Genomic DNA, 12,482 nt, shown 5'->3' on the forward strand with positions numbered 1-12,482 from the left:
TGAAAAAAGTGCAACACACGCTGCACATAAAGGAAAATACGATGTAAAGTGGCGTTATGATAGCATGACTTATCACAAATTTCTCCAAGTCCGTGAGGCTAACTGATGTCTAAAAACACCAGCCAACAACATTCTGCTACTGCATTATCTGATTCGTTATCTCATCTACCAACTGATGACGCTCACTCTAAAAAGGATGTCAAAATTGCTAACAGCTTAAGCAATCCGCCTAGACGACAATTTACGCGCCAGCGTCGGCAATTAACGGCTGGCGAACGTAGACATTACGCGCGCATGGCAAGCTTGCATTTAATCAAGTTGCAACAGCGCTTACCTCCGCGTGCGCGTATTGGCTTATATTATGATGGCTTTGGTGAGCTGCCCACTCAGCCACTGTTGGACTGGTGTCAACACTTAGGCTATTTACCTTATCTGCCTGTGATTGGTTCACTCGGTCGTACTAGAAATGGTAATGATGATAAACGTTTGCGCTTTGTGCCTATTTATCAGTCGAAACTGCTGAATATACCGACGCGCATTCATAGCTTAGGGATGAAACAAAACCATCACCGCCGATTGCTTTGGGCACACGAATTAGATGTGATTATCTGTCCGCTCGTGGCGGTTGATAAAAATGGTAATCGTATGGGCATGGGTGGTGGCTTTTATGACACGACACTTGGTAAAAGCCATCAGGCAGGGTTAAAAAAGCCGTTAAAAATCGGTTGGTGTTACGACTTTCAAGTCGTTGAGCAATTAGAACGTCAACCATGGGATGTACCATTAAATGGCATAATTACGCCAAGTGGCTTGAGGTGGTTTCGATGAATGATAAAAAAGATTCTATGGATGACAAATCTAGTGCTGATAATGTTGAGGAATATTTGCAAACATTAGGAAATGATGATGCTAGGGAGATGCTCTACTACAGTCAAGAACAAGCCTTTAGCTCTGATGAGCTATCGAGCGTAATCAATGAAGCGCGTTTAAATGAGTTGCTGGCGCAGAGTGATGAGTTTTTAACAAGCTTGAATGGTGAGATTGGAGATTTTGATGAGTAATTTATTAATTTAACATCACTTTACTAAGCTAGCCTTTTTCCAGCTTGCGAATCAAATTTATTATATTATTACGGTCTTCTTCATATTTTTCCTTATCTATAGCAAATACTTCCATATATGGATCGCTTCTTACATAAAACTGTTTGATTAGTACAGGATCATTCTTCGAGTTTCTAGATAGGAGTAACTTCAATCCTTTTATCAACAGCATCACTTCATTCTGAGTAAAATCTTGAGTGCTCATAACGCCTAGCCTGTGTTTAATAGATTAGATTTTATAAAGATTACAGTTAATGAAGGATTAATGAAAGCTATACGATGTACACGGTACATCGTATACAACTACTCACCACTTTATACATGTTAGCAAACTACAACACCATCGCCGCAATCCAACCAAATACCAATAACGGAATATTGTAATGGATAAAGGTCGGCACCACACTGTCTTTGATATGGTCATGCTGACCGTCAACGTTTAGACCAGAGGTTGGTCCAAGCGTTGAATCTGACGCTGGCGAACCGGCATCGCCAAGCGCGCCAGCTGTACCAATAATCGCAACGGTTGCTAAAGGTGAGAACCCTAAAGAGATACATAGTGGTACATAAATCGCCGCCAAAATAGGAATGGTCGAAAAAGACGAACCAATACCCATGGTCACAATCAAGCCAATCAATAGCATAATAAATGCAGCCATCGCTTTATTACCCGCAAACAATGACGCCGCGCCATCAACCAACGGCTGAATCTGTTCGGTCGCTTTCATCACTTCGGCAAAACCTTGGGCGGTAATCATAATAAAGCCAATCATCGCCATGAGCTTGATACCGTCATTAAAAACGGTATCAGCATCACGCCATTTAACCACGCCCGTTGCCATAAAGACGCCAAAACCAAACATTGAGCCTAGCAATAATGAATCAGTATAGAGCTGTACGACAAAGGCGGTAACGATAGCAATTAGCGCTACGATGGTTTTCATTTTGCTTTGCGTTTGTGCGTCGGCTGCTGTCTTGCTTAAAGCATCTTTTTCTACTACCGCATCGCGAGCTTGTTTATCGATGGCTAGCTGCTGATACTGGCGCGGCTTACGATAGCTGATAAATACTGCCACTAGCAAACCAACGAGCATGCCAAGTGCTGGAATCGCCATGGCTTTGGTGACCGAAATATTCGATACATCAATACCGGCCTCACCGACGTTTTTTAGCATAATTTGATTGAGGTAAATATCGCCAAAGCCATAAGGGATAAACATATAAGTGGTCACAAGACCAAAAGTAATCAGACAGGCAATCAGGCGTCTATCGATTTGCATGCGGTTAAAGGCAAGCAATAAAGGCGGTACAAGCAGTGGAATAAAGGCGATATGAATCGGGATTAAGTTTTGGCTAAAGCAGCTCATGGTAACCAAACCGGCAAACAGCATGTATTTAATCATGCCGCTGGTGCCACCGGCATCAATGCGCTTGATGACCGCCCCTGCCAATGACTGCGGCAAGCCCGAATGCGCAATCGCTACTGCAAAAGCACCCAATAAGGCATAAGACAGCGCGATTTGCGCGCCATTACGGATACCTTCTTGAAAGGCATTTAAGGTATCGGTCATGCCAAGACCCGCAATCAACCCACCTGCCAGCGCCCCGATTAATAAACTGAGTACCACGTGTACCCGCGCTAAAGACAGCCCTAGCATGATGACTACCGCTAGTAGCACCGCATTGATGGTCATATTCTCGCCCCTTACCCTATGTTTTGTGGCCCGCTATTGTCACATTGCCGACCTATTTATTTCGCCCTAGCATTTTAACTCACACGTTAATCCATATAGTTGCTATTTGAACGGAGCGGTTAAGACGCGCGTCATTTTACCTGATTTTAGCCATAAAGCCCACGCGCAAAACCTAGCAGACATCAGCGACAATGCAAATAAAGGCGCAATATTCTCCTTGCGGTTGGTCATATAGCCTTGCAATTTCATTTAGCAGCACCATTTATCTAAACATGAACCACTAACTTGACTTTACAAGTCTGGTGAACGAGGAAGAATATATGAGTGAACATAAAATTGCCCAAGACAATATCGACATCGATGTCGACGTTTCATCTAACGTTTCTGATGATAACGCGCTAAATATCTCATCTGACGATATGTTGGAAAACGAGTCGGCGTCTGAAACGGTTAAAAACGAAACTGTCGAAGACAATGAGAGTAAAGACAGCGATTCTGAAGACATTAAAGCTAAAGACGCTGAAGAAAACTATCTACCGCTACTGGCATTACGCGATGTGGTTGTCTATCCGCATATGCAGATTGCTTTGTTCGTCGGTCGCGCGCCCTCAGTAAAAGCCGTGGAATTGGCACAAGCCGAATACGGCAATAAAGTATTGGTCGTGGCGCAAAAAGACTCGCTAACCGAAGATATTGATCAAGATAACTTGTATCAGTACGGAACTGTGTGCCGCATCGTCAGCACCATGCCGCATGATAGCGATGAAAATTGCATCAAAGTATTGATTGAAGGTCAATACCGCGCGCGCGTCAATAACATTGAAAATCATGACGAGCTATTGATGGCAAGCTTTGACCGTGCTGACCTCGATGTCAGTATGGATGAGAGCCAGCAAAAAAACACCATCCAAGCTTTAACGACGTTGTTTGAAGGCTATGCCGACGCCCGTCTACGTAATGCTCGTGAGCTAACTCGTGTGGCAAAACGCATCGATGATTTGCTTGAATTAGTCTATTTCATCTCAACCCGCGTGTCGATGGATTTGGATATTAAGCAATCGTTTTTAGAAGAAGACGATATCAAAACCCACATCAATACCTTGACCGAGTACTTAGTGAAGCAAAGCGCTGAGCAAAATATCGAGCAAGATATCCAAGATGCGGTTCGTCAGCAAATGGAAGACAACCAGCGTGAGTACTTCTTAAACGAGAAAATGAAAGCCATCAAGAATGAGCTGTCAGATATGAATGACGGTGCGTTCGATGGTGAAGATGACGTGGCTGAGCTTGAACAACGCCTAGAAGATGCTGACTTGCCAGAAGATGTGCGCAAAAAAGCGGAACAAGAGCTGAAGAAACTCAAAATGATGCCACCTGCATCGAGTGAATCGTCAGTGGTGCGCAACTATATTGAGTGGATTTTGGATACGCCGTGGAATGCGACGACCAAAGTTTCCATTAATTTAGATAAAGCCAAAACCGTCTTAGACGAAGACCATTATGGTTTACAAGATGTAAAAGACCGCATCTTAGAATACCTCGCCGTACAGTCGCGGGTGAAAAAACTGCGCGGGCCGATTCTTTGTTTAGTCGGTCCTCCGGGTGTTGGTAAAACCTCATTAGGTGAATCGATTGCGCGCGCAACGGGTCGTAAGTTTGTACGTATGGCGCTTGGCGGCGTACGTGATGAAGCGGAAATCCGTGGTCATCGCCGTACTTATATCGGCGCGATGCCGGGTAAAATCGTGCAGTCATTGGCAAAAGTCGAAGTTAAAAACCCGCTATTCTTATTAGATGAAATCGATAAAATGGCGCAAGACTTCCGCGGTGATCCAGCGTCAGCGTTGCTTGAAGTGCTCGATCCATCACAGAACGATACCTTTAACGACCATTATTTAGATATGGACTTAGATTTATCGCAAGTGATGTTTATCTGTACCGCCAACAGCATGGATATCCCGCCTGCCCTGCTTGACCGTATGGAAGTCATTCGTCTACCGGGCTATACCGAAGAAGAAAAGGTCAATATTGCGCAGAAATATCTTGTGCCAAAAGCGATTAAAAATAATGGCCTTAAAGAAGGTGAAATTGAGATTGTAGAAGCGGCATTGCATAGCATCGTGCGTAGCTATACCCGTGAAGCCGGTGTGCGTAACCTTGAGCGTGAAGTCAATAAAATCTGCCGTAAAGTCGTTCGCGGTTCGGTTGAAACCCATGGCGCACGCGCTCCGAAGAAAGCAGAACGTCAGCTAATCGTGGTCGATGACAAAAACATCGATGACTATCTAGGTGTACATCAGTACGATTATGGTCTGGCGGAAGAAGAGCCTGAGATTGGTCGTATTACGGGCCTTGCTTGGACACAAGTCGGTGGCGAGCTATTAACCATCGAAGCGGTGGCGATGAAAGGTAAAGGCGAGCTAAGCTTTACCGGTTCACTCGGCGATGTCATGAAAGAGTCGATTCGTGCAGCAATGAGCGTGGTCCGTGCTCGCGGTGATAGCTTAGGGATTGATTACGAGACCTTTAAAACCACTGACGTCCACGTGCATATGCCAGAAGGCGCGACCCCGAAAGACGGTCCATCTGCTGGTGGTGCGCTCACGACAGCGCTGGTCTCTGCCTTAACTGGCATTGCCATTCGTCCAGATATTGCGATGACAGGCGAGATTACCTTACGCGGTAAAATCCTACGCATCGGTGGTCTGAAAGAGAAGCTACTTGCTGCGCATCGCGGTGGTATCAAGCATGTGTTGATTCCAGCGACCAACGAGCGTGACTTGGCTGATATCCCCGATAACGTCAAAGCTGGACTGACCATTCAACCAGTGGCTACGATTGATGAGATATTAAAAGTAGCATTGGTCAGTATGCCAGTGCCGCTTAAGCCTGCTAAAGTGACGGTTGATAAAACCTCAAGCAAAGCGCTGCATAACTAATCTGATTAGTTACTAATCCAGCCTTACAAATTAAAAAGCCGCTCATCGTCATGATGGGCGGCTTTTTTTGGTAATAATAAAAAACAATCTGGTTAAGACCCTGTGCTATATTTTAGACAAATGTTTATTTGGTAATAGCCATAATGTTAAACCACCTGATTTTAAACCGCTTAACTCTATCCTTATTGCTCGCTATCTCTTTTCCGGCAGCGCTAATAGGTTGTCAGTCCACACCTATTAAAAGCCCTCAACAAACGGATACAGTAGATAATACAACCGTCAACACCATCCACCCTACTGACAAGGCTGTCATAAGTGAATCACAAGTAATGCAATGGGTAGCTCACTATGACTGGCAATTGGCGCAAGTAATTAATCAAAACGGTAACATAGTCGACATCGAAAATTTTGCACCGATTACCTTAGCAATAGAACCCAGTGCAGTCAGATTTTATCAAGGCTGTGAACAGTATATGATGGATTTTCAGTCGATGTCCGCGCCGCCTTATCCCTATTATTCTCATCTTGCCAAAGTTCCAGCGAACTGTAACGATGACAATGACAATGACAATGACAATGCCCTTGATAATAAAACTGTGATTACAGAGGATAATAGTATTCAATCGTTATTTGTTAAGTACGCACCTGTTAGGCTTAATTTTGAGTTATTGCCAACTTCGCATTTAACATCAGAATCAGCGCCAGTCGCCATACAAGCTGCCCCTAAACGTTTGGCACTTAATATCGAAAACGGTAATCGCTTAATTTTTATAGGTTCACCTAAAGCATTAGCTGCTCCCACTGGATTGCCCATTACTAACGAGTTATTGGAGCGCTACGATTGGCAGCTGGTCAGCGCCGTCAGTAATACTTATGAGGCAAAAGGGGAATTAACTAGAAAACCTTTGGGCAATTTTTATCACCCCGATCACCCTATTTCAGCGAGCTTTGAGAGTTGGCCTAACAATCAATACGCATCCTTTAGCTCAGGCTGTAACGGCTCGCGCGCGCCCTATTTTTTACTCAATGATAATACTTTCAAAGTCGGCACTATCATCAGCACTGTAATGGGCTGCGGTGAGACAGGCAATAGAATCGAGTCCGCTTTGTTTGATTTGATGCGTGATAGCAGCAGTCAGCTAACATTAAGCTTACAACCTTCACAGCCAATATCGCCAACAGCAGACAATCAGACCGATATGCCTCGTTATAATTTATTGCAAACGATGGCAACAGGCGAAACCTTAGTATGGCAAAACGAAGTAAAGAAAATACCGTAAACAACTTTCAAACCCATACGATACTTACATTTATTAACCGATTGTTGCGCATTTGATGAATAACTATATCTAACGCTTGGCTATACTGGTTGCGGTATTAGGCAATATTTGAATATCTTAACTAAAACTATAGAAACTCACCATAACGATTAAATATAAATGGAGATAATAATGAAAAAGACGATGCTTGCAAGTGCCCTATTATGTGGTTCAGCGTTGGTAATGACGGGTTGCCAAACCGTCGAAGGTCAAATGCAAACCGGCAATCCACTGAGCCAACCTGCGCTAAAATCTACTATCAATGCAGTCGCTGGTAATAAAAATGAAGTGGGTCAAGTATTCCTACGTCCAGTTGATGGCGGCGTACAAGTCTACGGTAAGCTCATGAACCTGCAACCAGGTAAAACAGTATCACTACACATCCATGAAACGGGTAGCTGTGCTGATATGGGTAAAGCGGCAGGTGGTCACTTCAATCCAGATAATAAACCGCACTCTAACCCTGATGATATGAATGGTCATGCGGGCGACTTGCCGAACTTAACCGCCAATGCCGATGGTGTTGCTACTATCAACTTTGTAAATAAGAAAATCTCCGCTGCTGATGCTGGTAAATATAGTGTTAACCGTTTAGCATTTATCGTGCACAGCGGTGTTGACGACTATACTAGCCAGCCAGCTGGTAATGCAGGCGATCGCGTTGCTTGCGGTATCATCGAAAAGAACTAATCGTATTTAGCCAATAACTTTTAAAGCTCAATACTGTTAGTATTCTTAAAATTGATAGCATAAAAAAACCTCTTAGATTATCTAAGAGGTTTTTTTATTTAAAGTGATTTATGGTAAAAGTAAAACAGGTTTACTCTTCTACCCATTCACCATTACGCCAATACACACCCCAACGGGTGGCTTTGCCGTTTTTCTCAGAGCCGATATACTGCTCTTTTTTCTTACGCGACCAGCGCAAAATGGTTGGATTGCCCTCAGGATCTGCATCTGGACCTGCAAACAGATACTGGAATTTATCTTCCATCTTATCTTTGATTTCGCGTAACTCAGCAAGCTTTGGCGGACGTGTTTCGCGTACTTTCGGGAACTTAGATGCTGCTAAGAACATCCCTGCCGCGCCTTCACGCAAGATAAAGTAATCATCATGCTTGGTTGATTTTAGCTCTGGCAAATGGATAGGATCCATACGCGGCGGCGCAGCTTCGCCAGTTTTGAGTACTTTACGCGTGTTATCACATTTCTGACAAGCAAAGTATGGACCAAAACGTCCGGTTTTTAGCTCCATCTGCCCATCACACTTATTACAGTCGATGGTTGGGGCGTCTGAACCCGGTACTTCAAACTTACCTTCTTCTAAGATATAACCGTCGCAATCAGGGTTATTACCACAGATATGCAGCTTAAGACCACCGTCGACGATATAGCCATTCATGGCCGTACCGCATTTCGGGCAACGTTTTTTCTCCATCAAATCTTTAACTTCAGCCGCTTCGTCATCGCTGTCGCTATCATCAAGATTGGCAAACGCTTCGACTGGCATTAAGTTCTTAGTGCCTTTACAGCGCTCTTTTGGCGGTAAATTATAGCCAGTACAACCTAAGAATACACCCGTTGAGCCGGTACGCAGCTGCATCGGACGATCGCAAATATCGCAATGTACATCTGGCACATCGGTTGGATCATTCGGACGCATGCCGTCTTTTTCTTTGGCACGATCTAGGGTCTTTTTAAAGTCGCCATAAAAGTTATCGAGGACATCTTTCCAGTCGGTATCGCCTTCAGCGACATGGTCAAGCTTGTCTTCTAGCGCAGCAGTAAAGGTATAATCCATCAAATCTGGAAAACTTGCCGTCAATCTATCGGTGACGATATCGCCCATTTTTTCGGCAAATAAACGCTTATTTTCAAGCTTCACATAGCCGCGATCTTGAATGGTCGAGATGATAGAAGCATAAGTCGATGGACGACCGATACCTTTTTTCTCAAGCTCTTTGACCAAGCTTGCCTCTGTGTAGCGCGGTGGCGGCTTGGTAAAGTGTTGACTAGGATCAAGCTTATCGAGCGTTAACTTATCACCTTTTTTGACATCTGGAAGCAACGTATCGTCGGTTTTCGCTGGTGGCATGACTTTAGTAAAGCCATCAAACACTAAGGTACGACCACGGGCTTTTAGCTCAACATCATTGGCAGCGACGAATAGATTCACTGACAGGTATTTTGCAGGGAGCATCTGACAAGCCACAAACTGACGCCAAATCAGCTCATATAGGCGGATTGCATCGCGCTCAACACCTTTTAGCTGGGTTGATTTCATATTGACGTTAGATGGACGAATGGCTTCATGCGCCTCTTGTGCGCCTTGCTTATTGCCATAGAAGTTCGGCTTTTCTGGCACATACTTTGCGCCATAGCTGTCTTCGATATAGCCCCGTACCGCCGCCAATGCATCACCCGACAAGAAAGTCGAGTCGGTACGCATATAAGTAATATGACCGGCTTCGTATAAACGCTGCGCCAAAATCATGGTTTTCTTAACTGAAAAACCTAAGCGCGTGCTTGCTGCTTGCTGCAATGTCGAGGTGATAAAAGGCGCACTGGGACGCGATTGCGTTGGCTTCTCTTCGCGCTCTTTAACAATAAAGTCGCTTGAGTTAAGCACTGCTAATACTTTATCAGTCTGCTCTTTATTAACAAGCTTTAGGGTTTTGCCGCCTTGCTTGGTCGCTTCTAAACGAATCGCAATTTGCTCAGCGTCTGTGGCTTTACTATCGGCAATATGGGTATCAGCATGAATCTGCCAGTATTCTTCTGGAATAAAGGCGCGAATCTCATGTTCTCTTTCCACAACCAAACGCATGGCAACGGACTGGACACGACCTGCTGACAGACCGCGAGCAACCTTTTGCCACAGCAGCGGCGATACCATAAAGCCAACCACGCGGTCTAAAAAGCGCCGCGCTTGCTGAGCATTCACACGGTCAATATCAAGTTTTGATGGTTGCTTAAAGGCATTTTGAATGGCGGATTTGGTAATCTCGTTAAAGACCACGCGCTCATACTTACTGTCTGCGCCGCCGATGACTTCTTTTAGATGCCAAGCAATCGCTTCCCCTTCTCTATCCATATCCGTTGCGAGATAGATTTTGTCAGCGTCTTTAGCTAAGGCTTTAAGCTCTTTGATAACCTTGGTCTTGTTGGGCAATACTTCATAGACTGCCGCCCAGTTATGTTCTGGGTCGACGCCCATGCGCCGTACCAATGCTTGCTGGGTTTTTTCTTCTTTGCTCAGGCTGTCATCTTTTTTGCTCGCCGCTGGCTTCTTCGCGCTTTTGCTCGCGCCCACTGGCAAATCACGGACATGACCGATACTTGAGCGTACGATAAAGTCGTCGCCCAAGTATTTGTTAATGGTTTTTGCCTTGGCGGGTGATTCTACGATCACCAAAGACTTGCCTTTAGGACTGTCTTTAGTTTTGTCAGCAGCCGCAGCTGGACTTTTTTTGGTTGCGGGTTTTGCCATAAGTGACGACACCATAATAAGTAAATTAAAATAAGGATAAATTCAGCAGCATGGCAATTTATAATAGTTAGTTATAATGGCTCAGCGAATTATTGTAGTAAGGGCTGCTGATAAAAACGGTTATAAAACAAACAATAACCATAACGCATACATACAGTTATAAAGACGTTACACTGCTAAGCATTAAGCTGTCAACTTAAAATGACTGAGAGTTTGCCAAAAGGACTTGCATATTGCCTCTTAATGGAGACGAAAAACTAATTTGCTAGCTTGCAACGACTTTTATAGCTGCTTTTGCATCTGTAATGCCCATCTCTCAAGGTTTTCTTTCAGTATTAATAAGTCGGTTTCAATGGCTTTTTGCTGATAAGCAGGGTTGGTTATGGGACGCACATAGGCAATATCTTCCCAATAAATAATAATGCTATTCGACTTAACCAATAATGCTTTTACAAATGGCTCAATACCAACGGGCAGCGCTAAAGGCTCTTTATCCAAGCTAAAATTGGCCTGTATTGCTAAGCCATTGTTTAAGCTGTTGTTGTCGCTGCTGGCATTGCTAGCCGGACGCCATTGTCCATCTATCACCTGATAGCGCGTCAACGGCAGTTTTACATTATCCAGCACCAAACCATATTGCCCAATCATGCCGCGACCATACTCGTTGTCTTTGCCCTTTACCCAATCTGGGCAAGTAACTAACTTGGGATTGAGTTGTAAGCGACGCGCCGTCATACGCAGCTTATCCAAACGCTGGTCGATTCCGCTAGGTTTGAGCGCCATCATACTCCCTAATACGAATAGTACAATGGCGATCGCAATCCACATTCCCATAACAGTCAGACCTTTTAGCTTAAATGAAGTAATGCTATAAATTAAAATAGGGCTAATAACCTATAAGCGTGGTTATTGATATAAAAAGCTTAAATACAAACGGCTGCTAGCTAGGTGCTTATAATGAGCGCAAACCATTAAAAATCAAGCGCCCTTAAATGCTATCGTTGATAACTAGCGAAATGCTGAGCAAACCTGACACTTAGCAATGCCTTATTATTTTTAGCAACGCCTTATTATTTATAGTGGCATATCAAATACTTAGTACAGAAAGCCACTGATTCGATAACAAGATGCAAAAAGTTGGTCGCCTAAAAAAGTGCTATGATAAACCATAATTTTAAACACGCGCAGGTTTATTATGAATTATCATCTTAAGCGAAACTCATCGACCGCCTCACAAGTAAGTAAATGCGTCGGTAAAATCATGCGTAAACCGCGTCTTGCTATCTCGCTAATGGGCGCGGCCTTGTTTACATTATCCGGCTGTGCGACGACTCAAAACCTAACGCCCGAACAATGTCAAAGCAGTAACTGGCAAGAAGTCGGCTATGCGGATGGTATCCGTGGGCGCTCAGGAGCCTACTTTGGGCACTATACCAATCAATGCGCAAGTGTCGTTGGCGCAACGCCAAACCGCGTATTGTGGGAGCAAGGTCGCCAGCAAGGGCTGAAAAACTACTGTACTGAGCTCAATGCTTATAAGCTTGGCCGCGAAGGCTATGATTGGCAGCCTGTCTGTCCGCTCGAAGGTATCGAAAAGCTCGAGGAAGCGTACTCCCAAGGGCGTTACTATTATATCCGCCAGCGTGACCTTGATTATCTGCGCTCGCCCTATCCGTTTGGTTATGGCTCTGGACGCTTAGGTTATGGTTATCGCCCATTTGGCTATGGCTGGTAATCGCTATATAAAGCATTCAACTTATCAGCTATTCGCTTAGCTCAAAGGCAGCCGAAAAAAAAAGATAACCTCGCAAGGTTGCCCAAGCGAGGCCGGAGAAAAGAGTTATTATTTTAATTATTCTTGTTATTGTCTTGGTTATTTTTTTATTGCTAAGCCTACTGGTTTATCTTGGCAGTCTGTTTTTCTAGAGACTGTTTTTCTA

10 protein-coding genes are annotated in these 12,482 nt (G+C 44.3%); 6 read left to right on the plus strand and 4 right to left on the minus strand.

All coding sequences use genetic code 11. From position 1 onward, the window contains the following. The first annotated feature begins 105 nt into the window (after window positions 1–105). Both JMX94_RS03140 and JMX94_RS03145 read left to right on the plus strand, forming a co-directional pair. The gene (locus JMX94_RS03140) at window positions 106–828 is read left to right on the plus strand and encodes a 5-formyltetrahydrofolate cyclo-ligase (protein ID WP_201563123.1); all 723 of its coding nucleotides are present in this window, start codon (window positions 106–108) and stop codon (window positions 826–828) included. Beyond that, window positions 825–1,061, plus strand: a complete 237-nt coding sequence (locus tag JMX94_RS03145; RefSeq protein ID WP_201563125.1) for a hypothetical protein — start codon at window positions 825–827, stop codon at window positions 1,059–1,061. Before JMX94_RS03140 ends, JMX94_RS03145 begins: the two co-directional genes overlap by 4 nt. A gap of 28 nt (window positions 1,062–1,089) precedes the next feature. Here JMX94_RS03145 and JMX94_RS03150 read toward each other — a convergent pair whose 3' ends face one another. Then, on the minus strand, window positions 1,090–1,305 hold the full coding sequence (locus JMX94_RS03150) for a hypothetical protein (RefSeq protein ID WP_201563127.1): 216 nt from the start codon (window positions 1,303–1,305) through the stop codon (window positions 1,090–1,092). A 127-nt stretch (window positions 1,306–1,432) separates the two neighbouring features. Continuing rightward, on the minus strand, window positions 1,433–2,794 hold the full coding sequence (locus JMX94_RS03155; protein ID WP_191690474.1) for a Na+/H+ antiporter family protein: 1,362 nt from the start codon (window positions 2,792–2,794) through the stop codon (window positions 1,433–1,435). Between the two features lie 320 nt (window positions 2,795–3,114). Here JMX94_RS03155 and lon point away from each other — a divergent pair, with 320 nt between their 5' ends. The 3 genes from lon to JMX94_RS03170 all read left to right on the plus strand — a co-directional run bounded on the left by lon (window position 3,115) and on the right by JMX94_RS03170 (window position 7,742). Beyond that, window positions 3,115–5,733, plus strand: coding sequence for an endopeptidase La (gene lon / locus JMX94_RS03160; protein ID WP_227673489.1), 2,619 nt, complete (start codon window positions 3,115–3,117; stop codon window positions 5,731–5,733). 143 nt (window positions 5,734–5,876) lie between these two features. After that, entirely contained in the window at window positions 5,877–7,013 is a 1,137-nt protein-coding gene (locus JMX94_RS03165; protein WP_201563129.1) for an META domain-containing protein, read from the plus strand. Between the two features lie 171 nt (window positions 7,014–7,184). Then, a complete protein-coding gene (locus JMX94_RS03170; RefSeq protein WP_201563131.1) occupies window positions 7,185–7,742 on the plus strand; it encodes a superoxide dismutase family protein in 558 nt (185 codons plus the stop codon). Window positions 7,743–7,872: 130 nt separating this feature from the next. Here the strand turns inward: JMX94_RS03170 and topA are convergent, their stop codons facing one another. Both topA and JMX94_RS03180 read right to left on the minus strand, forming a co-directional pair. Further along, complete coding sequence (topA, locus tag JMX94_RS03175; protein ID WP_227673490.1) at window positions 7,873–10,542, minus strand: type I DNA topoisomerase; 2,670 nt, start codon at window positions 10,540–10,542, stop codon at window positions 7,873–7,875. Between the two features lie 282 nt (window positions 10,543–10,824). Further along, the gene (locus tag JMX94_RS03180; protein WP_201563133.1) at window positions 10,825–11,376 is read right to left on the minus strand and encodes a hypothetical protein; all 552 of its coding nucleotides are present in this window, start codon (window positions 11,374–11,376) and stop codon (window positions 10,825–10,827) included. A gap of 361 nt (window positions 11,377–11,737) precedes the next feature. Between JMX94_RS03180 and JMX94_RS03185 the strand changes: the two genes are divergently transcribed. After that, a complete protein-coding gene (locus JMX94_RS03185; protein WP_227670472.1) occupies window positions 11,738–12,277 on the plus strand; it encodes a DUF2799 domain-containing protein in 540 nt (179 codons plus the stop codon). The last annotated feature ends 205 nt before the right edge of the window (window positions 12,278–12,482 follow it).

Source organism: Psychrobacter sp. CMS30 (genome assembly GCF_904846565.1).
Lineage (GTDB): Bacteria > Pseudomonadota > Gammaproteobacteria > Pseudomonadales > Moraxellaceae > Psychrobacter > Psychrobacter maritimus.

Coding starts and splice junctions, on each gene's coding strand:
- lon (WP_227673489.1), top strand. CDS start 3,115: ATGAGTGAACATAAAATTGCCCAAGACAATATCGACATCGATGTCGAC.
- JMX94_RS03145 (WP_201563125.1), top strand. CDS start 825: ATGAATGATAAAAAAGATTCTATGGATGACAAATCTAGTGCTGATAAT.
- JMX94_RS03170 (WP_201563131.1), top strand. CDS start 7,185: ATGAAAAAGACGATGCTTGCAAGTGCCCTATTATGTGGTTCAGCGTTG.
- JMX94_RS03185 (WP_227670472.1), top strand. CDS start 11,738: ATGAATTATCATCTTAAGCGAAACTCATCGACCGCCTCACAAGTAAGT.
- JMX94_RS03150 (WP_201563127.1), bottom strand. CDS start 1,305: ATGAGCACTCAAGATTTTACTCAGAATGAAGTGATGCTGTTGATAAAA.
- JMX94_RS03155 (WP_191690474.1), bottom strand. CDS start 2,794: ATGACCATCAATGCGGTGCTACTAGCGGTAGTCATCATGCTAGGGCTG.
- JMX94_RS03165 (WP_201563129.1), top strand. CDS start 5,877: ATGTTAAACCACCTGATTTTAAACCGCTTAACTCTATCCTTATTGCTC.
- JMX94_RS03180 (WP_201563133.1), bottom strand. CDS start 11,376: ATGGGAATGTGGATTGCGATCGCCATTGTACTATTCGTATTAGGGAGT.
- JMX94_RS03140 (WP_201563123.1), top strand. CDS start 106: ATGTCTAAAAACACCAGCCAACAACATTCTGCTACTGCATTATCTGAT.
- topA (WP_227673490.1), bottom strand. CDS start 10,542: ATGGCAAAACCCGCAACCAAAAAAAGTCCAGCTGCGGCTGCTGACAAA.